This window comes from Methanofollis ethanolicus (assembly GCF_001571385.1).
Taxonomy (GTDB): Archaea; Halobacteriota; Methanomicrobia; order Methanomicrobiales; family Methanofollaceae; genus Methanofollis; species Methanofollis ethanolicus.
The window spans coordinates 1856568-1878050 of sequence record NZ_BCNW01000001.1 but is presented as its reverse complement, the minus strand read 5'-3'; the positions used below and the strand labels follow the sequence as shown (position 1 = coordinate 1878050).

Below are 21483 nucleotides of genomic sequence, written 5' to 3'. Positions count from 1 at the left end.
ATATGAAGCTCATCATCGACGAGACCAGGTGCAAGGGCTGCAACCTCTGCACCCTGGTCTGCCCATACAGGATATTTCAGGAGGGCACGGCGCCGAACAGGCGGGGCATCGTGGTCCCGACCCTCGACCGTCCTGAGCGCTGTACCAACTGTCGCCTCCAGAAGCTCTACGGGCGGGTGCTCTGCGGCGTCTGCCAGATGATCTGCCCGGACCAGGCGATCCGGTGGGTCGAAGAAGAACCCTTTGAGCCTGAAAAGGTGGTGATTGAAGATTGACGCGGCTTGAATTCATGCAGGGGAACACGGCCTGTGCTGAGGGCGCCCTTGCCGCCGGCTGCCGGTTCTACGGGGGATACCCGATCACGCCCTCGACCGAGATCGCCGAGCACATGGCGCGGAAGATGCCGAAGATCGGCGGGGTCTTTGCCCAGATGGAGGACGAACTCGCCAGCATCGCCTCGGTGATCGGTGCCTCCTGGACGGGTGCGCGCGCGATGACTGCGACATCAGGCCCCGGTTTTTCCCTGATGATGGAGAACATCGGCTATGCGGTCATGACGGAGACGCCGTGCGTCGTCGTCGACGTCCAGAGGGGCGGGCCGAGCACAGGCCAGCCGACCCGCGCCTCGCAGGGCGACATGATGCAGTGTCGCTTCGGCTCACACGGCGACATGAGCATCATCGCGGTCAGCCCTGCCTCTGTGCAGGAGATGTACGAACTCACGGCAGAGGCCTTCAACCTCGCCGACCGGTACCGCGTCCCGGCCTTCGTGATGACCGACGAGATCATCGGCCACATGCGCGAGAGGATCGAGGTCCCGGACAGCGTCGAGATCGTGCCGCGGCGCCCCCTGGAGAAGGGCGCCCTTCCCTTTGCGCCGGGCGAGGACGACGTGCCGGGTTTCCCGGCCTTCGGCCACGGCTACGGTGTCCATGTCACCGGCCTCACCCATGACGACCGCGGCTACCCCTCCTCAACCGACCCCCATGTGCACGAGCGCCTGGTGCGCCGTCTTGTCGGGAAGGTAGAGGGGGCGAACCGCGAGATCGCCGACTACGAGGTGACGAACCCCGACGCCGAGGTCGTCTTCGTCTCGTACGGCGCCCCGGCCCGGTCTGTGGCGCAGGCCGTCAGGGACCTGGACGACGAGAGGGTCGGCCACCTCAGGCTGAAGGTGGTCTGGCCCTTCCCCGACTTCGCGCTTGCGGCATTCAAAAATGCCCGCGTCTTTCTGGTGCCCGAACTGAACCTCGGCCAGATAGAGAGGGAGATCGCCCGCCACACCGCGGTCCCGGTCGTCCCGATATCCGAGATCGGCGGCGAATTGCACACGCCACAACGCCTCATCGCCACGGCGGAGGGATATCTGTGAACTACCAGGACTGGCTGCGGGCCGACCGCCTGCCCCATATCTACTGCGCAGGCTGCGGTAACGGCACGGTGATCAACTGCACCCTCAATGCCGTGAACCAGATAGGCTGGGCCCCGGAGGACACGGTCTTCGTCTCCGGCATCGGGTGCTCCTCCCGTGCTCCCGGCTACATCATCACCGACTCCCTCCACACCACCCATGGGCGGGCGATCCCCTTTGCGACAGGCGTGAAACTCAGCCGCCCCGACCTCCATGTGGTGGTCTTCACCGGCGACGGCGATCTCGCCTCCATCGGCGGCAACCATTTCATCCACGGGTGCCGGCGGAACATCGACCTGACGGTCGTCTGCATGAACAACTACATCTACGGCATGACAGGCGGGCAGGGGAGCCCGTGCACGCCCCTCGGGGCCGTCACGACGACGACGCCGTACGGCTGCCACGAGCCCCCCTTCGACCTCGCCTCCCTTGCCGTGGCGGCAGGCGCGAACTACGTCTCCCGCTGGACCTCGTACCACGTGCAGGAACTGACGCGCGCGGTGAAGGCTGGCCTTGAGACGCCGGGATTCTCCCTCATCGAAGCGGTCGTCCAGTGCCCGACCGGGTACGGGCGGCGGAACAAACTCCGCGAAGCGCAGGACATGATTGCCTGGATGCGCGACCATGCGGTGCTCCTGAAGAGATGGAAGAGGATGGAGGAGGAGGGCACCCCCCACGACCCGACGACCTTCCCTGTCGGCGAGTTCGTGCGGCGGAACCTTCCTGTCACGGGGGTGCCGAAATGAGGCACGAAGTCCGTTTCTCCGGTTTCGGCGGCCAGGGGATCATCCTCGCGGCTGTGATTCTCGGCCGGGCCGCGGCCATCCACGACGGCAAGTATGCCGTCCAGACGCAGGTCTACGGACCCGAGGCCCGCGGCGGGGCGTCGATGAGCGCCGTGGTCATCGATGACGACCCCATCCTCTACCCGGAGGTGACGGCGCCGGACATCTACGTGATCATGTCGCAGGAGGGCTTCCTGAAGTACGGGAAGGGTGCCCCGGCAGGTGCCCTGATGCTCGTCGACGCGGAACTCGTGCAGGACCGGCCGACATGCCGGTATTACGAGATCCCCTCGACATACGAGGCAAAAAGCACTCTTAAAAAGGTGATCGTCGCAAATATTGTGATGCTCGGGGCACTGGTGGCGACCACCGGCGTCGTCTCCGAGGCGGCGATCGAAAAGGCCGTCCTCGATTCGGTCCCGAAGGGCACCGAGGACCTCAATATCCGGGCGCTGAAGCTCGGGTTCGACCTCGGCAGAAGGAGCATGAAAGATGAAACTGCTTGAGTTTGAAGCAAAAGAACTCTTCAGAGAGGAAGGCATCAGGGTGCCGAAGGGCCTCCTTGTCAGCAAGCACGAGGAGATCCTCCTCCACATGGATGAAATCGGGGACAAAGTCGTCGTCAAGGCGCAGGTGGACGTCGGCGGCCGCGGCAAGGCCGGAGGCGTCCTGATGGCCGATGCCGCCAATGTCGTCGAGACGGCGCGGCACCTCTTCCACACCCCGATCAAGGGCGTCCCTGTCTCCCGCGTTCTCATCGAGGAGCGCCTCCCGATCGAGCACGAGTATTATGTCTCCATCGCCATCGACCGCTCGAACAAGCAGCCTGTGATCCTCTTTGCCGACGCCGGCGGCGTCGAGATCGAGCAGACGGCAAAAGAAAACCCTGACGCGATCAGAAAGGTCACCTTCTCCCCCCTCCTCCCCGACGTCCCGGGCTTCCTCCTCAGGGAACTCACCGGGAACGCCCCTGCGGGCGTGCGGGAGATGATCAACAAACTCTATCATGTCTTCTGCAAGAAGGACGCCCTTCTCGCCGAGATCAACCCGCTGGTCACCACGCCGCAGGGCGTCTACGCGGCCGACGCAAAACTGATCGTCGACGACAACGCCCTTGCCCGCCAGGGCATCGCGGTCAACCGCGACCTCACAGAGCGTGAGAAGGAGGCCGAGAAGCACGGCTTCTCCTATGTCGAACTCGACGGCGCGATCGGGGTCATCGGGAACGGCGCCGGCCTTACCATGTCGACGCTCGACCTCATCGAGCACTTCGGCGGGAAGGCCGCGAACTTCCTCGACGTCGGCGGCGGTGCCGATCAGGAGAGGGTGAAGTATGCGGTCAGACTCGTCGCGGGTATGCCCGCGGTGAAGGTGATCATCGTCAACCTCCTCGGTGGCATCACCCGGTGCGACGAGGTCGCCCGCGGCATCATCGAGGCCGGCGTCGAGCAGGAGGTCATCGTCAGGCTCGCCGGCACGAACGAGGAAGAGGGGAGAAGACTCCTCGCAGAGAAGGGATATCGGATGCTCGGGAGCATGGACGAGGCTGTCAGGGCCGCGGTGGAGGTGACGGCATGATCTACGGAGACAGGAACACCGCCGTCATCGTGCAGGGCGCGACAGGCAAGCAGGGCTCCTTCCACATCAAACTCATGAACGAATACGCGCGTGAGGTCGGCGGCAGGGGCGTCGTCGCGGGCGTCACGCCGGGCAAGGGCGGCCAGGAGGTCTGCGGCGTCCCGGTCTACAACACCGTGAAGGAGGCCCTTGCCGAGCACGACGCAACGGCGAGCGTCCTCTTCGTCCCGGCAGGGGCCGCGGGCGACTCGATCATGGAGGCCGCCCATGCAGGCCTCGACCTCGTCGTCGCGATCACCGAACACATCCCTGTCCACGACGCCATGAAGGCGGTCGCCTATGCGGGCCTCTCAGGCTGCAGTGTCATCGGCCCGAACTGCCCCGGCCTCCTCTCGCCCGGCGAACTGAAACTCGGGATCATGCCCTCCCACCTGTACACGAGGGGGCATGTCGGTGTCATCTCCCGGAGCGGCACCCTCACCTACGAGGTCGTCGACGAACTGACAAAGGGGGGCATTGGGCAGTCGACGGTCGTCGGCATCGGCGGCGACCCGGTCATCGGCCAGACCTTTGCCGATGTCCTGGCCCGTTTCGAGGATGACCCGCAGACGAAGGCCGTCGTCCTCATCGGCGAGGTCGGCGGCAATCTCGAAGAGGAGGGCGTCCGCTCGACCGACCTGCCGATCGTCTCCTATATCGCCGGCGTCACGGCTCCGCCGAACAAGCGGATGGGCCATGCCGGTGCGATCATCGAGGGCGGCGAAGGCGACGCACGCTCCAAGATCGAGAGGCTGAAAAAGATGGGCGTGGCGGTCGCCTCGCGGCCGTCAGAGATACCGGGCATGATCCGTGGCCTGTTATGAATGACGAACTGCTGATGCGAGTGGCCGCCGAGATCGCGGAGGATATCGGGGCGAAGGCGATCGTCTCCTTCACCCGCCCCTGCACCTGTCTCTCCAGGGTGCCCCTGATCTGGGTGCAGGACCTCCAGCTCGACATCCTGAAAGACCTCTCGATGAACGAGATCGTCTCGGTCTGCGAGCAGCACATGCTCGACGCGGCCGTGCAGATCTATCTCACCCGCCGTTTCGAGGACGGCAACGTCGTCGCGGTCTTTCCGTACGCGATCCTGATCTACGACCTCGAACGCGCCAAAAACTTCGTCGACCTCAGGAACTACGAAGACATCGTCCCCAGGGAAGTGATGTACGCCGTCCTCAACCTGGCGATGGAGATCGCGATCGAGGGGCGGGAGGGCCGGAGGATCGGCACGGCGTTCGTCATCGGCGACGACGAGGAGGTCGGCCACCACTCGCACCAGGCCATCCTGAACCCGTACAAGGGGCATGACGCCGCCTTCAGGGACATCAAGAACCGCGAGAACTGGGAGAGCGTCAAGGAGTTTGCCCAGCTCGACGGCGTCTTTGTCGTGAACAGGAATGGCCTGATCTGTGCGGCTGGCCGATATATTGACGCGAATGCGAAGGACGTCAACCTCCCCGGCGGCCTTGGCGGTCGGCACCGGGCGACGGCGGCGATCACCCGCCTGATCCCCGCGGTCGGCATCACTGTCTCGGAGAGCGGTGGCCTGGTCAGGGTCTTCAGGGACGGGGCGTGCACGATCACGATCCGGTCCGAGATCAGGATCACCGGGTGAATTTCCCCCCATCTCTGCATGCAGGGTTCGGGAGAGTCATGATCGGGTCGATGTCTTCCCGAATTTCATGAAGAATCGTGCGAAACCACCGCCTTCCCCCAGATCTCTGCCGGGGGACCGACGCCCCCGGACCCCCGAAACAGGATAGGGTCGGGGAAGAGAGACCCTGATGAAGGAGGTTACCATCCACCCCCTATCGCAATGAGGGGGGGGATCGGGGGGTGAAACCCCCCGGACAAGACGCCAGAACAGGGTTTTTCAGAACCGAATGTGAGCCCTTTCATCGGCGTGCATGAAGGTTCGGATCCGTTTTGGGATGACCTCATACTGAAGATATCTCCAGATCCCGGATCCGGACAATTTCCAACCCCGCTCCCTTTCCTTTCCCGGCACCAGGGAGACCGGGAATGGCGGGGCATTACCTGCACTCATATCGACGGCCCTGGGGCGTTGAGTCCTGTCGGATTTCGTCCAGTTTCGCCCGCGGACCCCATTCTGCCCGGATCGCCGGTTCTCCCCGATATGGCCCAGAATGGGAGGTGTGATCCCCAGATCGGAGGTAGATCTGGGCGTATTTGACCCGGGCGTGTCCGGCGGGGCATCACCCTCACGTTCCGCCATGCAGGCACAATAATGAATGGGATCGAGGGGATTTACCATGAGGTCATACCAGAAATCTCGTTCATTTGGCTTTGATTGAAGAAACCCTCATGATAGGATCGATGTCTTTCCCTGATCCTTTGAGGGACGCTCAGATCCCCCGCCTTCCCCCACCTCTTTGCCGGCGGACTGATGCCCCCGGACCCCGAAACAGGATAGGGTCGGGGAAGAGAGACCAGAGATCCTGATGAAGGAGATTGCCCTCCCCCCCCTATCGCAATGATGGGGGGTGCGAGCGTTAGCGAGCATGAGAAGGCGAAGTCTTCGAGGAGCCCCCGGCAGACAGTAGGGGGAAGGCGGAGGATCCGCGTCTGCTCTCATGGAAGGGAGAGAGACATCAACCTGAACCTAAGGATTTCAACGAAGCCGTTTTTCGTAATAATTGGGACCATACCAGAAGGGCGGCTCCGCTTTCATCCACGCACCTGTTGGCCGGGGTCTTCCCGCTCCACCCCTTTACCCCGCGAGATAAAGAGAGCATTCCGGTCTGCACCGCGGAAATATTTATCCCCACCCATCCCATTTACTCATTGAGCACCTCGGGGACACTCGATACCGAGGAGGTTTTCTATGGAAGAGATAACTGCACAATCATGCCAGAGTTGTGGAATGCCGATGCGATCAGAGGACGACTTCGGTATCGAAGCGGACGGCGAGAGGTCGAAGGACTACTGCACCTACTGCTACCAGAACGGTGCCTTCACCGAACCCGGTATCACCATAGATATGATGGCGGAGAAAGGCGGGGCAATTTTCTCGCAGATGTTCGACATTCCCCTTGAGAATGCGAAAGCGTTCTGCAAAGAACAACTCTCATGCCTGAAGAGGTGGGCCGGACGGGAGATCGCCTTCTGCGAAAGTTGCGGGATGCCCCTTGCACAGGACGAGGACGCCGGGACAGAGGTGGACGGGTCGCAGAGCGCGAGGTACTGCATCCACTGTTATCGGGGCGGGGCGTTCGTCGAACCCGACCTGACAGAAGAGATGGCGGTCGAGAAATATGCGCCGATGATGGCCGAGCACCTCGGCATGCCTGTCGAAAAAGCGAGGGAGATGGTGCGGCAGTACCTCTCGACGCTTCCCCGGTGGCGGGAGTAAGTCCTCTTGAGGATGAAACGGGTCGCGGCCATGCCGGCATGACCCGGTGCCTCCCCCCGATCAATACCTTTCTCTCCCCTCTCGTCTATCCCTCCGATGGTGATCCGTGCGTGAAAAATTCTGAATTTTCCCTCATCGGCAGGCGTCTTTCGGCGGCGTTTCGGCTCTTGACAGAGCCCCTTGCCGTCTGCGGGGCGGAGGAGGTTCCGGCGGACGCTGTCCCCCTTTCTTCGGTCCACCGGTGCATTGCCGTCGCCATGTGTCGCATGGCGACCCGCGGGACAGACGTCCCCGCACTGTATCTTGGCGAGGACGTGAAGGCGGGGTGCTGTCCTGGCGGCCTCGTTCACATGGGATTCTCGGAGCGCTCTGACGATATCCGCTGGTTCGTCTCCACCGGGCGTCCGGACGTGCGGGGCGGGGTGGCTGAGTACCTGAAGGCCGACCCCGGACTGGTCGACGCCTGTTTTGCATGTGCCGGCCCGGTTACCCCGCCGGGACGCTACCTGGTGATCAGGCCCTGCCGGACCGTGACCGACGCCGACGTCGTCCGGTCGCTCTGTCTCTTCGGCACCTCCGAGGAGATCCGGAATATCGCCGCTCTCGTCCACTTCGACCGCGCCGACCCCTTCTCGCCTGTAATCGCCCCCTGGGGGCCGGCATGTGCGACCTTCGTATCCTACCCTGCTGGCATGGCGGCCGGCGCCCCGCCGGACGCCGCCTTCATGGGACCCACCGACCCGACGGTGAACCCTGCCCTGCCACCCGACATCATGGGCGTCGGCATCCCGGCGGCGGTGGCCCGGAGGATGATCAGGAATCTCGACGCCTCCTTTGTGGTCAGACGGCCGCGGGTGGCGTTCCCCGACCACGGGCGTGGGAGGTGAGCACCGGCGTTCCATCAGGGTACTTCATCTTGCCTCGTTTTTACAGGATCACTCTCCCTGTATCCGTGCCACACCCTTCCCCGCGCGATGGCCACTCCGATACCGGGATACTGATTATTACTATGGAGAATGTGCTGCCCCTCCTTCTTTTCCTGGCAGAAATACTCATTTTTCTGTAATACGGCGATCGGGCCTTTTTTGGAGCACCAACCGCAGGCAGACGCAATTATAGAAACCGTTAAATGAGACTCGATCCTTGTAATTATTCATAGAGATGAGGGATCGGATGATCAGAAACATCAAGGTTGAGCAGCTGGAGCAGACCCCCATAGAGAACCAGCGGATCGAACTGATTGAACGCAAGTGCATCGGCCACCCTGACAGCATCGCCGACGGCGTTGCGGAAGCTGTTTCACGGGCGCTCTGCAAGGCGTACCTCGAAGAGTGCGGTGTCTATCTCCACCACAACACCGACCAGGGCGAGATCGTGGCCGGCGAGTCCATCCCCCACTTCGGCGGCGGGAAGATCGTCAAGCCCATCTACGTCCTCCTCACCGGCAGGGCGACAAAGACCTTCGACGGGATCAACATCCCGGCCGACTCGATCGCCGTCGAGGCGGCACGCTCGTACATCAAGAGCATCATCCCCATCATGAACCTCGAGCGCGACGTCATCGTCGACTGCCGCATGGGGACCGGTTCGACCGACCTCCGCGACGTCTTCAAGGTCTGCGGCGGCTCGGCGATCATGCGTGCCAACGACACCTCCTTCGGCGTCGGCCACGCTCCCTTCAGCGAGACCGAGAGCCTGGTCAAGGGTGTCTCCGACTATCTTGACACTGTCTATCGGCCGAAGAACCCGGCGATCGGCACCGACGTGAAGGTCATGGGCCTGCGCGACGGCGATGCGATCACCCTCACCCTCGCCGTGGCGATGGTCGACCGGTACCTCGCCGACATCGGTGAATATGTCGAGACCGTTGAGAGACTCAAGGAGACAATCACCGAGATCGCCCCGCGTTTCACGACCAGGAAGGTCCACGTCGACGTGAACACCGCCGACGACCTCACGGCAGGCAGCGTCTTCCTGACCGTCAACGGCACCTCCGCCGAGATGGGCGACGACGGCTCTGTCGGCCGCGGCAACCGCTGCAATGGGCTGATCACGCCGAACAGGCCGATGAGCATGGAAGCGACGAGCGGCAAGAACCCGATCAACCACATCGGCAAGATCTACAACCTCCTTGCAACCCAGCTCGGCAACACCTGCGTCGCCGAAGTGGACGGCATCGAGGAGATCTATGTCCGCCTCCTCTCCCAGATCGGTCACCCGGTCGACCAGCCGCTCGTGGCGAGCGCGAAGGTCATCCCGAAGCCGGGCTACGACATGAAGACGATCCAGCCTGCTGTCGAGGCGATCATCGACACCGGGCTTGAGAACATCAGTGACATCACCGAGAAGGTCGTCAGGGGCGAACTGAACACCTTCTAAACCGATCATTTTTTGCGTACACATTTCCCATCCCTTCAGGGAGAGAATAGATGACTGATCCTATCCGTATACGTCTTGCAATCCCGAATAAAGGACGGATTGCACAACCTATCAGGGACCTCGTGGAGAAGAGCGGGATCCACCTCATCGACGGCGGCGAGCGCAAGCTCATCGCAAAGACGGTGGACCCCGAGATCGAGGTGCTCTTTGCCCGCCCGATCGACATCCCCGAATATGTGGCGAACGGCGCCGCGGATATCGGCATCACCGGCCGTGACATGGTGATGGAGCGCGGCTCCGTCGTCGACGAACTCCTCGACCTGAAGATGGGCGGGGCGACCCTGGTGGTGGCCGTGCCCGAGGACGCGAAGGTGAAGGAGTATGCCGACCTTGCCGGGGCGAAGGTGGCGACCGAGTTCCCGACAATCACGAAGACCTTCTTCGAGAAGCAGGGTATCTCGATATCTGTCGTCCCGGTCGGTGGTGCCTGCGAGGCGACGCCCTATCTCGGGATCGCCGACGCCATCGTCGACCTGACGAGCACCGGTACCACCCTCCAGACGAACAGGCTGCGCATCCTCGGCGAGGTGCTGAGGTCGAGCACTCTCGTCATCGCAAACCCGGCCTCACGCACCAAGAAGAGGGAGAAGATCCAGGAGGTGCTCCTGGCCCTGGAGAGCGTGCTGCGGGCGAAGGGGCAGTGCTATATCATGATGAACGCCCACAGGGACGCCCTGCCTGAGATCGAGAGCGTCCTCCCGGGCCTCGGCGGCCCGACCGTCATGGACGTGGCGTCGAGGGAGGGCCTTGTGGCCGTGCACGCGGTCGTCAAGGAGGAGTGCGTCTACCAGTTGATCACCCAGCTCAAGAGGGCCGGCGCCCGCGACATCCTGGTGATGTCGATCGAAAGGATGATCCCCTGAGTGCCTATGATGGTCTTTCCCGCAGTCGATATCCTCAATGGCCAGTGTGTCCAGCTGGTGCAGGGCAAACGAGAGAGTGCGGTCGCCTACGGAACGCCTCTTGAAAATGCGCGGCGCTGGCTCGACGCCGGGGCCGACGCCCTCCACGTGATCAACCTGGACGGCGCCTTTGGCAGCGCGCAGGCGAATGTACGCGAGATCCGGGAACTGATCCAGGAGACAGGCGTCTTCGTCGAACTCGGCGGTGGTATCAGGAGCCGCGAGGACGCACGGGCCTGGCTGGAGATCGGCGTCGGCCGTGTGATCCTGGGAACAGTCGCGGTCAGGGAACCCGAGATCGTCCGCGACCTCTCCCTGGAGTTCGGGCCTGAGCAGGTAATGGCCGGGGTGGACGCCCGCGGCGGCCGGGTCGTCATCGAGGGCTGGGAGGAGGAGGCGGGCGATTACCTCTCCTGGGCCGAACATTTCGAGATGCTCGGTGCCGGGTCTCTGCTCTTCACGAACGTGAGTGTGGAGGGGCTCTGCCGTGGGATCGACCCCGAACCGGTCAGGCACCTTCTGGAGCACACCGATCTCCCGGTCGTTGTGGCTGGCGGGGTGACGACGCCGGCCGACGTGAGGATACTCCGGGACCTCGGCGTCTCGGGGGTGGTGCTCGGTTCGGCCCTGTACAGCGGGAAGATCACGATCAGAGAGGCACGGGAGGCAGCACAATGAGGATGGGAGAAGTCAGACGGGAGACGAAGGAGACGAAGATAGGCCTGAGCATCGCGCTGGACGGGGAGGGGGGCGCCGATATCGCCACCGGCCTCCCCTTCATGGACCACATGCTCAATTCTTTTGCACGGCACGGGGGTTTCGGCCTCTCCATCCGTGCGAAGGGCGACCTGGAGGTGGACGCCCACCACCTGGTGGAGGACCTCGGGATCGTCCTCGGCATGGCCCTCAAGGAGGCGGTGGGGGACGGCAGCGGCATCACCCGTTTTGCGGACGTGGCGGTGCCGATGGACGAGGCCCTCGCTGATGTTGCGGTCGATGTCGGCGGGAGGGGCTACCTGGTCTTCACCGGCGACTTCAACAGCCCCGCGGTCGGCGGGATCGACACGACCCTCTTCGAGCACTTCTTTTATAGCCTCTGCACCCGTGCCGGGATCACGGCCCACATCAGGTTCTACGGGCGGAACGACCACCACATGGCCGAAGCGATCTTCAAGGCCTTCGGCATCGCCCTTGCGAAGGCCGTGGCGGTCGACCCGCGGCGGAGCGGCGTGCCGAGCACCAAGGGCACGCTATAGGTCTCTGAGACCACTTTCTTTTTTGCTGCACCTAGAGGGTGTTTCCTGCCATTTTACCGTCTGCCCCATGGGGGAGCCAGATCCCGCAGCAGAGTGGGTTTGCGAGGCTCTGTGTGCGGCAGTGACGCCGGCCTGACTGCTATGGGTCCGAACCGTCGGTGGTGTGTCGGAGATCTCTTTTTCGGCTCTGGAGAATCGGGCATGAGTCGGGAGAATGTCTCAGGCATACTGCATGACGGGTGTTTCATGGCAAACCCCGTGCTCGGGTCAATGTAACTCTGATCCCATGAGGGAACGCGCGGGTCCGCTGCCTTTCCCATACAGTCCGCCGGGGTTTCACCCCCGGATCCCCTACGTAGGATAGAACCCGGGAAGACAGAACAGGATATTCAGAGGAGGGAAATAACCATCTCGTCCCTATCCTCATGGCAGAGGGTGGGGAGTGCGAGCAAAGCGAGCTTGAGAAATACGGGAAAATCGAAGATTTTCCCGTTCTGACGGCTCTGTAGAATCGGGCATGAGTCTCGGGGAACTCAAGCATACGCGATGAAAATTGTTTTTTGTGGTCTGCTGGTCAACATGCCTTCCCCCACGCTCGCGCCGGGGGACTACCTCGAAGACCTTCGGTCTTCTCGTTGCCCCCGGACCCCCGCAATGCGATAGGGCCGGGAAGGCAGATGCGGACCTCCCATCTCTGAAAGGGGATGCTCGATGAGAGTCAGAGTCTCGTGCAAACCCGGAGAGACGTTCTTCGGGATCATTTTCATGGTAAACCCTCGCGGGAAAGTACGTCCTGAAGCGATAGGAGAAAATTCTGTTCATAAGCGCCTGGTCCGGGGGGCTGCCGCCCCCCATACCCCCTGCCATTACGATAGAGGCAGGGATGACATAATCCTCCAGAACTCCGATCCTTTTTTCCCGGGACCAATCCTCGCGCGGGGGTCCGGGGGCAAAAGTCCCCCGGCGAACGGGAAGGGGAAGGCAGAGGATCAGCATACACTATCAATCTATGTAGGAGGAATTCTACAGGGCCGTTCTGACAAATCTTTGATTTGCCGGTGACCGTAGGTTTTCGAACAGCAGCCCCCCGGCACAGGCACGCCGGAACAGGAATTTTCCAGATCTTTTTTTCTTCGATCGAGATTTTCAGTCCTCGGTCCTGGATCCCGTCGCGCCAGATCGGCGTCAGGTTCATCCGCACTCGCAGCTTGTGCCGGACGGAGCGCACGCTCTCCCGACAGCATTGAGGTAGACCGACGACGGACACAAAAGACCCCGCATCCGGGGTTTCGAGGAATAGAGACTACGAGAAAAGAGGGAGAACTCAGGCGGACTTTGCCGCGAGTTCAACATCCTCTTCCTTGATCGTCTTGCGGCCAGCGTGCTGGGCAAGGCGGTTTGCTTCCTTGGTCAGGTTGGCGATGTAGGCCTCAGCCTTTGCGACAAGGGCCGCAGCTGCATCGCTTCCAACTCTCTCAGCACCGTTCTTCTTTGCGATTCTGACAACCGCTGCAATAGGTAAGTCTGCCATGTCTAATTACCTCTAAATTATCAGTTTCTCGAAGACTATTTAAGGGTTTCGTAACGATGCCGCCGGTAAGGCTTTCGATGGGTGTTTGGGGGGGGATTTATCGGGGAGGTGGATTTTGCATCGCAGATCGTGCTCCAAAATAAATAACGATTATAATCGGGAATTATTGGAAAAACAGTTCAAAAATACGTTTTTTACCGGTCGCCCATCGACGCGGCGAGGAGAACCGCACTCGTGTAGTCGGGAGAGGCGCGCGAGGTATCCACGAAAATTCTGTCGATATTGACCACCGGCGCCCCATGCCCGGATCCCTTCCCGAGGAAGGTCAGAGTGCGGAAGATCAGGTTCCCCGATATCCCGTCTGGGGCGATGATCACCCCGCACCGCCTGACCGCCTCCTCGATCAGGATCTCGCAGTGCTCCGCGTTGCCGAGGCGGGCCACGAGTTCGGCATCGGCAAGAGACCTGTCGACCGCCGGGTGGCGGCCGACATCGCCGAACCTCCCCCCCGAAAGGACCGCGACGCGCTCGGAGAGACCAAACGACCGGGCAATATCCCGCGCCTTCGTCACGAAGGCGAGTTTTTCTGCGACCGTCCAGCCCTCGTCCACGCCCACCGGGGCGAGGAGGAACTGCACCCCGTCAGCCGTTTCCAGGAGTGCCACCCTCTCCAGGTGATCGGTATGGCAGGCCCTTTTCAGGCACCTGAGTGTCTCATTGGCCGGCAGAGTCCCCCGCACCGCACCGTCGATCTTTCCTGCCATCAGGTCGGCGACGAGCGCCTCTTCAGGACAGTCGCTCTCCCGGCACTCGGTCTCGTACCCGGCCATCACGCCCGGCCGGCAGTAACAGACGAGCCGCACCCGGTCTCCCACGCGCGCCGCCGTCCGCGCCACCTTTTCCGGCTCCCCCCCGACACCGATACCGATGATCATACCAGTTTTGCCGTGTCAATGATCCGCATGATCCCATCCTGCTTCAGGTCGAAGACAGAGGTGGTGGCCCCCTCGTACGACACCGACAGGGAACTGGAGTCATTCACCCACCCGATTGGCCGGGCCGTCATCCCCGTCTCTTCGAAGAGACGACAGACCTCCTCCGTGTTCTCGTCCGGGCAGGTGAGGATGAAGCCCATGCCCGGGTACATCCTGACCCACTGCTCGAAGGTGAGATTGTGGGCCTTCAGGTCTGGTCGCGGTATCGCCTCCAGTTCGAGTTCCGCACCCTTCCGCGAGACTTCGAGGAGCATGCCGAGAGTGCCGATGAGGCCGGGGTTCGAGATGTCCTTCCCCGCAGTCACTAAATGCCTCTGGGCGAGTTCCTGCATCACGCGGATCTGCCGGCGCACCGTCTCGTCGGACTTCATCGTCACCGAGTCCCAGTTCGCCATGCAGGAGGGGTGGACCCGGCCGTCCAGGTCGATCGCAGCGACGACACGGTCGCCGGTCCGGGCATTGCTCGAATAGATCACGTCGTCGATCTGCATCGACCCGAGAATGGCGACATCGATGACAGAATAGGGCGTGTCCGGGTGGAGGTGCCCTCCAACGATCGGCACGCCGAACTGGCGGGACGCCGCCTGCATCCCCTTCGTCACCTCGTTCCTGAGTTCGCCGTTCTTGAAAGAGAGGACATCGACCATGGCGAGGGGTGTGCCGCCCATGGCGGCGATGTCATGGACGTTCACGAGCACCGCGCAATACCCGGCCCAGAAGGGGTCGGCCTCCATGAGTTTGCTCCAGATGCCGTCTGCCGCAAGGAGGAGGGCCAGGTCGTCCTGACGGATCACTGCTGCGTCTTCCCCGAAGGATGCGACAACATTAGGCTGTTCGTTTATCCTGAGGCATTCGATAAGCTCGCCGATGCCGCGCTTTCTCGTCACCCCCTCATATTCCCGGATCGATCTGGCGACCGCATCAGGGGAACAGTTGTCTACCACGATAACATCAACATCCTTTCAGCTGCTACTAGATACTCTGTTTCATCAAAGATAATGTATTTGATTGCTTTCGGAAAGCACCGGCCGCCGGGGTGCCGCCCTCCCACCAGTGCATATTTGAGATCATCCTCCCTATGATCCTGCATATGGACTGGACCGAGAAATACCGACCCCGGACCCTGCAGGACCTTGTCGGAAACGCCCCTGCCGTGCGGCAGATCTACGAATGGGCGAGGTCGTGGACGAGGGGGAGCCCCCCCCTCATCCTCTACGGGAAACCCGGGGTGGGAAAGACGTCCAGCGCTCACGCCCTCGCCCACGACATGGGCTGGGAGATCGTCGAACTCAATGCCAGCGACCAGCGGACAAAGGCCGCCCTCGACCGTATCGCCGGCACGTCGAGCGCGACTGCAAGCCTCCTCGGTGCCGAGAGAAAACTGATCCTCCTCGACGAGGCCGACAACCTCCATGGCACGGCCGACCGCGGGGGGGCGCGGGCGATCATCGACATCATCAAGAACTCCCGCCAGCCGATCCTCCTCATCGCAAACGACCTCTACGGCATTGCCCGGGAGGTCAAGGCCCTCGGCGAACCCGTTCAGTTCAGGGCCGTGCAGGCCAGGTCCATCGTCCCGAGGCTGCGGGAGATCTGCGGGGCCGAGGGCCTCACCTGCAGTGACGACGCCCTGGTCGAGATCGCCGAGAGTGCGAGCGGCGACCTCCGGGCCGCCGTCAACATGCTCTGCGCCGCGGGGGCGGGCAGGGAGAGGATCGAGGCCGGCGACGTCTCCACCTCGCAGAAAGACGAGCGGTCGACGATCTTCGACCTCGTCGCCGCCATCTTCTCGGGAAAACCCGACTACGAACTCCTGGCGAAGGCCAGGCAGGTGCAGGACACCCCTGACACCATGGTCCAGTGGATCGAGGGGAACCTGCCGGCGATGAAGGACGGGAAGGCTGTGGCCCGGGCATATGCCCCCCTCTCGCGTGCCGACGAGTGGCTCGGCCTCACCAACCGCCGCCAGTACTACATGCTCTGGAGATATGCCAGTGCCATGATGACCCTTGGCGTCAAGGTGGCGGCTTGCGGCGCCGGTGTCCACGACAGGATCATGCCCCCCTCCCGCTGGCGGAAGATGGGGGGAGCGAAAAAGGGGAAGGCGGTGCGCGAGTCGGTGATGCAGAAACTCTCCCGCTCCCTCTCCCTCCCCCAGCACACCATCAGGGAGGAGTACCTCACCCTGATCACCCTCCTCGTGGAAGAGAACCCCGAACCTGTTGCGCGGGAACTCGCCCTCGATGTCGACGAACTGAACTTCTTCATCCACGATAAGGAACGGGCGAAGGCGATCATCAAGGAGATGAAGGCGGCAGAAAAACCAAAAAAGAAGAAGGAAGCGAAGAAGGAGGAGGCCCCCCCCGAACCGGCACCGGCCCCTGTCGCGGAGAAAGACCCGCCCGCGGAGGAGGAGAAGAAACCCGCCGCCACCCAGGCAACCCTCTTCGACTCCTTCTGACAGGACGTCGTCATGCACGGAGCGGGAACACGCGCCCTCGCCACCTCTTTCCTCTTCTGAAGTGTACTGACGGGCTGTATCGGAATCCTCATGTTCGGATCGATCGTCTCCCCGGTGATCGCTGGGAGGGAGAGCGGAACCCCCGCCTTCCCCTTTTTTTTTACTGGGGGACTACGCCCCCAGACCCCCGCTCAGGATTGGCCCCGGGAAGAAAGAATGGAGATCTTGAAGAGGGAGTATGCCAACCCTGCCCCTATCGTAATGGCAGGGGGTCCGGGGGGCAGCAGCCCCCCGGCACAGGCATCCAGAGCGGGAATTCGCAGAGCCCGAAAATCAAAAATTTTCTCGAACCGCTGACGTTCGTTCCCTCCACTTTCAGGAAAGATCGGGGAGAGAAAAGAACATTTCCCACAGCCTACATCCCCTCCAGGTACTTCCTCCCGCCCCCTCTCTTGCGCCGACCCCCCTCAGGCCCGCACGTACCTGTGAAGGACCACGCCGCAGTCGATGGCCTCCCCGCCGTCCAGGTAGATCTCGTTGCCCAGGTGGTAGACGATAAGGTCGCAGCCGACTGCCCGGGCAAGGTCGATCATCGACGGCACCATCTCCACGCCCGGCCGCACCGCATAGATGAGGTCGGCCCCCCTGTACCAGGGGAAGTCGGGGTCGAAGACATCGTCCACCCGGCCCTCCACGCTCTCGACAGGCGGGATCTGCCTGATGTCCGTCGCCCTGACCCGGAGGCCCGCCCGTGCGCAGGCCGCGGCGACATCGGTGTTCCTGCCGATCCCGATCTCGATGACATCCCGGTAATTTTTCGAGAGATAGGCGCCGATTAAGGATTCAATACGTTTATACTCACATGCCACGATGATCTAGGTACCATGGGTGTCACGATTATATGGGATCATCAGGTGCCCTCAGGCCTCCAGTTGCCGACGGCCAGGCGCATCGAGATGATCCTCGGCATGCCGGTCGATAACGCCGCTGCCGAGGCCCTGATCAACGGTTACCACCCTGAAAGAAACCAGTACGACGCTGGCGCCGTCCTCGGCCGTCTCCTGTTCATGAAAAAGATGGGAGAATATGCCGGTCCCGCACTCCTTGTCGTCACCCATGACCTCTTTGTCGGCGACTGCGATTTCGTCTTCGGCCTTGCCCGTCCCCAGACCGGGTGTGCCGTCCTTTCTATTGCCCGGTTGGGCAACGGGTTCTACGGGAGGACAGATGACTTCGACGACCTCGCCGACAGGGCGGCAAAGGAAGGCGCCCACGAGATCGGCCACCTCTTCGGGCTCGACCACTGCCAGGACCCCGAGTGCGTCATGTTCAAACCTGCCACCCTCTCCGAACTCGACAGGAAGAAAATGACGCTCTGTTCTGTTTGCCGGGAGAAACTGGACCGGCCCGTAGCCTGGTAGGGCCGCTCCCGCCTCCGGGAAAGTGTTAATAAATCCCGACCGCACCATTGATGAGATCACGATGGGGTATTTCACTTCATTATTGCAGCGCAAGTTCAAGGACGTGGCCGGGACACGATATGAAGCGGTCGCCAGGGAGTACAGGGAGTTCCTCCTCACCGAGGAGGAGATGGTCGTCCCTGAGGTCTCGTCCATCCTCATGCCTCTGGATTATTTCGTGAAGGAGATCCCGCCCGCCCTGTACGAGACTCTTTCGAGTTATGAAGGCGCGAAGGTCACCCTTGTCTATATCATCGACATGGAGGTGATCAGGATCGTCGAGGACAGCCTTGACGAGAAGGCGATCGCCGAGTTCAGGCGGAAAAGGGAGTCTTTCGGGGAAGACCTGCTCAACCGTGCGATCGCGTCTCTCGAAGGCGCCGGCCTCTCGGTGACGAGCAGGATGTTTGCCGGGAAGAAGTTCGACAATATTCTTGAACTGATGCAGGAATCCGACCTCATCGCTGTTTCGAAGACGTACGGCACGCAGACCACCGAGATCGCACCGCTCAGTTCGGTCACTCTCAGACTCGCCCAGATGGCGAACATCCCGATCATCGTCTACTGAGGACCCTGATGAACGCAGAAATCATCGCAATAGCAGTATTCATCATTACGTACGCACTGATCATCGACGAGCGCATCCACCGCGCGGTTGCGGCGATGGCCGGTGCCGCCGTCATCGTCTTTGCCCATATCGTTCCCTGGGAGAAGATCCCGGAGTATCTCGACCTCGGGACGATCTTCCTCCTGATGGGCATGATGATCATCGTGAACACCGCACGAAAGAGCGGTCTCTTTGAATACATCGCAATACGGACAGCGAAACTGGCGAAAGGCAGCCCGATGAGAGTCCTGATCCTCTTCTCTCTCGTGACCGCAGTCGTCTCGGCGTTCCTTGACAACGTGACGACCGTCCTCCTCCTCACTCCCATGCTCCTCTATATCGCCAAATTGATGAAACTCAACCCTGTGCCTTTCCTGGTCTCCGAGATCTTCGCCTCCAATGTCGGCGGCGCGGCGACCCTCATCGGCGACCCCCCGAACATCATGATCGCCTCCGCGGCAGGCCTCACCTTCAACGAGTTTCTCATGAACATGGGGCCGGTCGTCGTGGTCGACATGGTGATCATGCTCGTCATGCTCTACCTCATCTACGGCCGCACCCTCAGGGTGAAACCCGATGAGCAGGAGACGATCGCCAGTACCATCGACGCCCTTGACGAGCGTGCGGCGATCCTGGACCGGTCTCTCTTCATGAAGTCTGTCGTCACGATCCTGCTCGTGGTCTTCCTCTTCTTCATCCATGCCCAGCTCGAACTCGAACCGGCGATCATCGCCCTGACAGGCGCCGCGATCATCCTCATCTGGAGCCGTGTTCCCCCGGAGGAGATCTTCGAGAAGATCGAGTGGCCCGCGCTCTTCTTCTTCGGCGGCCTCTTCATCGTGGTCGGCGCCCTGGTGGAGACCGGGCTCATCTCGCAGCTCGCCTCCTTCGTCATCGGCCATGTCGACTCCACGACAGAGGCGATGATCATCATCGCCTGGTTTGCAGCCTTCGCCTCGGCGATCGTGGACAACATCCCCCTGACCGCGACTCTCATCCCCCTGATCACCGAGATGGGGCAGACGATGGACGTGTACCCCCTCTGGTGGGCCCTCTCCCTTGGCGCATGCCTGGGAGGCAACGGAACCGCCATCGCCGCCTCTGCAAACGTCGTTGTCATCGGGATCGCCGAGCGCGAGGGTGTCTCCATCACCTTCATGGACTTCCTGAAGATGGGGATGCTCGTCCTCGTCATCACCGTGGCCGCGGGCCTCGGCGTCCTCCTCCTGATGTACGGCTGATGAGGGGTTTTTTCTCCCCCTCTCTCCCTCATATTCAAGAGGTCAGTGGGAGACATTATTCTGGAAATAATCATGACGTCCATTCTGAGGGGACTCCGATGGTCCCCTGCCGGAGGTGAAGGGCGATGTATGCTGAACTGATTGCGATTGCCGTCTTCCTCTTCACGTATGCCCTGATCATCGACGAGCGTATCCACCGCGCGGTTGCGGCGATGGCCGGGGCCGCCGTCATCGTCTTTGCCCATATTGTTCCCTGGGAGAAGATCCCCGAGTATCTCGACCTCGGGACGATCTTCCTCCTGATGGGCATGATGATCATCGTGAACACCACGCGCAAGAGCGGTCTCTTTGAATATATTGCAATACGGACTGCGAAACTCGCGAAAGGCAGCCCCATCAGGGTCCTGATCCTCTTCTCCCTGGTGACCGCAGTTGTCTCGGCGTTCCTTGACAACGTGACGACCGTCCTCCTCCTCACCCCCATGCTCCTCTACATCACGACGCTGATGAAACTGAACCCTGTGCCCTTCCTCCTCTCCGAGATCTTCGCATCGAATATCGGGGGGACTGCGACCCTCATCGGCGACCCGCCGAATATCATGATCGGGTCTGCCGCAGGCCTCACCTTCAACGACTTCCTCATCAACATGGGGCCTATCGCGGTCGTCGACTTCGTCGTCATCCTCCTCCTTCTCGTCCTGATCTTCGGGAGGTCGATGCGGATCGGCGAGGAGGAGAGGGTCGGGATCAGCCAGACCATCGACGCCCTTGACGAGCGTGCGGCGATCCTGGACCGGTCTCTCTTCATGAAGTCTGTCGTCACGATCCTGCTCGTGGTCTTCCTCTTCTTCATCCACGATAAACTCGGGCTCGAACCGGCGATCGTCGCGCTGACCGGCGCTGCGTTTATCCTCTTCTGGAGTCGCGTGCCTCCCGAGGAGATCTTCGAGAAGATCGAGTGGCCCGCGCTCTTCTTCTTCGGCGGCCTCTTCATCGTGGTCGGTGCCCTGGTGGAGACCGGTCTCATCTCGCAGCTCGCCTCCTTCGTGGTCGGCCATGTCGACTCGACGGAAGAGGCGATGTTTATCATCGCCTGGTTTGCGGCCTTCGCCTCGGCGATCGTGGACAATATCCCCCTGACCGCAACCCTCATCCCCCTGATCACCGACATGGGGCAGACGATGGACGTGTACCCCCTCTGGTGGGCCCTCTCCCTCGGAGCATGTCTCGGCGGCAACGGGACCGCGATCGGCGCCTCGGCGAACGTCGTCGTCATCGGGATCGCCGAGCGGCAAGGCATAAATATCAGCTTTGTCGAGTTCCTAAAGGTAGGGATGGTCGTTCTTATCGTCAGCGTGGCGGTCGGCCTTGGAATCCTATGGTTGCGGTATTTCTGGTGATG

General features: G+C 61.8%; 22 protein-coding genes. 18 read left to right on the top strand and 4 right to left on the bottom strand.

Annotated elements, in window-relative coordinates:
• Window positions 1-2: 2 nt before the first annotated feature.
• From MEFOE_RS09230 to hisB, 13 genes are all read left to right on the top strand, one after another.
• Window positions 3-275, top strand: a complete 273-nt coding sequence (locus MEFOE_RS09230) for a 4Fe-4S dicluster domain-containing protein (protein WP_067051381.1) — start codon at window positions 3-5, stop codon at window positions 273-275.
• A complete protein-coding gene (locus MEFOE_RS09225; protein WP_067051379.1) occupies window positions 272-1372 on the top strand; it encodes a 2-oxoacid:acceptor oxidoreductase subunit alpha in 1101 nt (366 codons plus the stop codon). Before MEFOE_RS09230 ends, MEFOE_RS09225 begins: the two co-directional genes overlap by 4 nt.
• Window positions 1369-2157 (top strand): thiamine pyrophosphate-dependent enzyme, encoded by a 789-nt coding sequence (locus tag MEFOE_RS09220; RefSeq protein ID WP_067051376.1) that lies wholly within the window; start codon window positions 1369-1371, stop codon window positions 2155-2157. Before MEFOE_RS09225 ends, MEFOE_RS09220 begins: the two co-directional genes overlap by 4 nt.
• Complete coding sequence (locus MEFOE_RS09215) at window positions 2154-2702, top strand: 2-oxoacid:acceptor oxidoreductase family protein (RefSeq protein ID WP_067051374.1); 549 nt, start codon at window positions 2154-2156, stop codon at window positions 2700-2702. The genes MEFOE_RS09220 and MEFOE_RS09215 overlap by 4 nt, the downstream gene beginning before the upstream one ends.
• On the top strand, window positions 2689-3774 hold the full coding sequence (locus MEFOE_RS09210; protein ID WP_067051372.1) for a succinate--CoA ligase subunit beta: 1086 nt from the start codon (window positions 2689-2691) through the stop codon (window positions 3772-3774). The genes MEFOE_RS09215 and MEFOE_RS09210 overlap by 14 nt, the downstream gene beginning before the upstream one ends.
• Window positions 3771-4637: a succinate--CoA ligase subunit alpha gene (gene sucD / locus MEFOE_RS09205; RefSeq protein ID WP_067051370.1), complete on the top strand. Its 867-nt coding sequence runs from the start codon at window positions 3771-3773 to the stop codon at window positions 4635-4637. The genes MEFOE_RS09210 and sucD overlap by 4 nt, the downstream gene beginning before the upstream one ends.
• A complete protein-coding gene (locus MEFOE_RS09200; RefSeq protein ID WP_067051368.1) occupies window positions 4634-5431 on the top strand; it encodes a DNA integrity scanning protein DisA nucleotide-binding domain protein in 798 nt (265 codons plus the stop codon). The genes sucD and MEFOE_RS09200 overlap by 4 nt, the downstream gene beginning before the upstream one ends.
• Before the next feature lie 1230 nt (window positions 5432-6661).
• Entirely contained in the window at window positions 6662-7189 is a 528-nt protein-coding gene (locus tag MEFOE_RS09195) for a zinc ribbon domain-containing protein (RefSeq protein ID WP_067051366.1), read from the top strand.
• 110 nt (window positions 7190-7299) lie between these two features.
• Window positions 7300-8076, top strand: a complete 777-nt coding sequence (locus tag MEFOE_RS09190) for a DUF169 domain-containing protein (RefSeq protein ID WP_067053160.1) — start codon at window positions 7300-7302, stop codon at window positions 8074-8076.
• Between the two features lie 286 nt (window positions 8077-8362).
• Entirely contained in the window at window positions 8363-9568 is a 1206-nt protein-coding gene (locus tag MEFOE_RS09185; protein WP_067051365.1) for a methionine adenosyltransferase, read from the top strand.
• 50 nt (window positions 9569-9618) lie between these two features.
• The gene (gene hisG, locus MEFOE_RS09180; RefSeq protein ID WP_067051363.1) at window positions 9619-10491 is read left to right on the top strand and encodes an ATP phosphoribosyltransferase; all 873 of its coding nucleotides are present in this window, start codon (window positions 9619-9621) and stop codon (window positions 10489-10491) included.
• A gap of 6 nt (window positions 10492-10497) precedes the next feature.
• Window positions 10498-11208 (top strand): 1-(5-phosphoribosyl)-5-[(5-phosphoribosylamino)methylideneamino]imidazole-4-carboxamide isomerase, encoded by a 711-nt coding sequence (hisA, locus tag MEFOE_RS09175; RefSeq protein WP_067051361.1) that lies wholly within the window; start codon window positions 10498-10500, stop codon window positions 11206-11208.
• Window positions 11205-11786 (top strand): imidazoleglycerol-phosphate dehydratase HisB, encoded by a 582-nt coding sequence (gene hisB, locus MEFOE_RS09170; RefSeq protein ID WP_067051359.1) that lies wholly within the window; start codon window positions 11205-11207, stop codon window positions 11784-11786. The genes hisA and hisB overlap by 4 nt, the downstream gene beginning before the upstream one ends.
• A 1324-nt stretch (window positions 11787-13110) precedes the next feature.
• On the opposite strand, the gene MEFOE_RS09165 is transcribed toward hisB, so the two are convergent.
• The 3 genes from MEFOE_RS09165 to MEFOE_RS09155 form a co-directional block, all read right to left on the bottom strand.
• Complete coding sequence (locus tag MEFOE_RS09165; protein WP_067051357.1) at window positions 13111-13317, bottom strand: histone family protein; 207 nt, start codon at window positions 13315-13317, stop codon at window positions 13111-13113.
• 194 nt (window positions 13318-13511) lie between these two features.
• A complete protein-coding gene (gene mtxX / locus MEFOE_RS09160) occupies window positions 13512-14252 on the bottom strand; it encodes a methanogenesis marker protein Mmp4/MtxX (RefSeq protein ID WP_067051355.1) in 741 nt (246 codons plus the stop codon).
• Window positions 14249-15256, bottom strand: coding sequence for a methanogenesis marker 2 protein (locus MEFOE_RS09155; RefSeq protein ID WP_067051353.1), 1008 nt, complete (start codon window positions 15254-15256; stop codon window positions 14249-14251). Before MEFOE_RS09155 ends, mtxX begins: the two co-directional genes overlap by 4 nt.
• A 146-nt stretch (window positions 15257-15402) precedes the next feature.
• On the opposite strand from MEFOE_RS09155, the gene MEFOE_RS09150 reads away from it, so the two are divergent.
• A complete protein-coding gene (locus MEFOE_RS09150; RefSeq protein WP_067051351.1) occupies window positions 15403-16773 on the top strand; it encodes a replication factor C large subunit in 1371 nt (456 codons plus the stop codon).
• A 467-nt stretch (window positions 16774-17240) separates the two neighbouring features.
• Here the strand turns inward: MEFOE_RS09150 and MEFOE_RS09145 are convergent, their stop codons facing one another.
• Window positions 17241-17642, bottom strand: coding sequence for a UPF0146 family protein (locus tag MEFOE_RS09145; RefSeq protein WP_067051350.1), 402 nt, complete (start codon window positions 17640-17642; stop codon window positions 17241-17243).
• Window positions 17643-17657: 15 nt separating this feature from the next.
• On the opposite strand from MEFOE_RS09145, the gene MEFOE_RS09140 reads away from it, so the two are divergent.
• The 4 genes from MEFOE_RS09140 (at window position 17658) to MEFOE_RS09125 (ending at window position 21481) form a co-directional block, all read left to right on the top strand.
• A complete protein-coding gene (locus tag MEFOE_RS09140) occupies window positions 17658-18194 on the top strand; it encodes an archaemetzincin family Zn-dependent metalloprotease (protein WP_067051348.1) in 537 nt (178 codons plus the stop codon).
• Between the two features lie 61 nt (window positions 18195-18255).
• Window positions 18256-18801 carry a universal stress protein gene (locus MEFOE_RS09135; RefSeq protein WP_067051345.1) on the top strand — a complete coding sequence of 182 codons (546 nt, stop codon included), beginning with the start codon at window positions 18256-18258 and terminating at the stop codon, window positions 18799-18801.
• Between the two features lie 8 nt (window positions 18802-18809).
• On the top strand, window positions 18810-20081 hold the full coding sequence (locus MEFOE_RS09130; RefSeq protein ID WP_067051342.1) for an ArsB/NhaD family transporter: 1272 nt from the start codon (window positions 18810-18812) through the stop codon (window positions 20079-20081).
• A gap of 125 nt (window positions 20082-20206) precedes the next feature.
• Window positions 20207-21481, top strand: a complete 1275-nt coding sequence (locus MEFOE_RS09125; RefSeq protein WP_067051339.1) for an ArsB/NhaD family transporter — start codon at window positions 20207-20209, stop codon at window positions 21479-21481.
• Window positions 21482-21483: the final 2 nt, after the last annotated feature.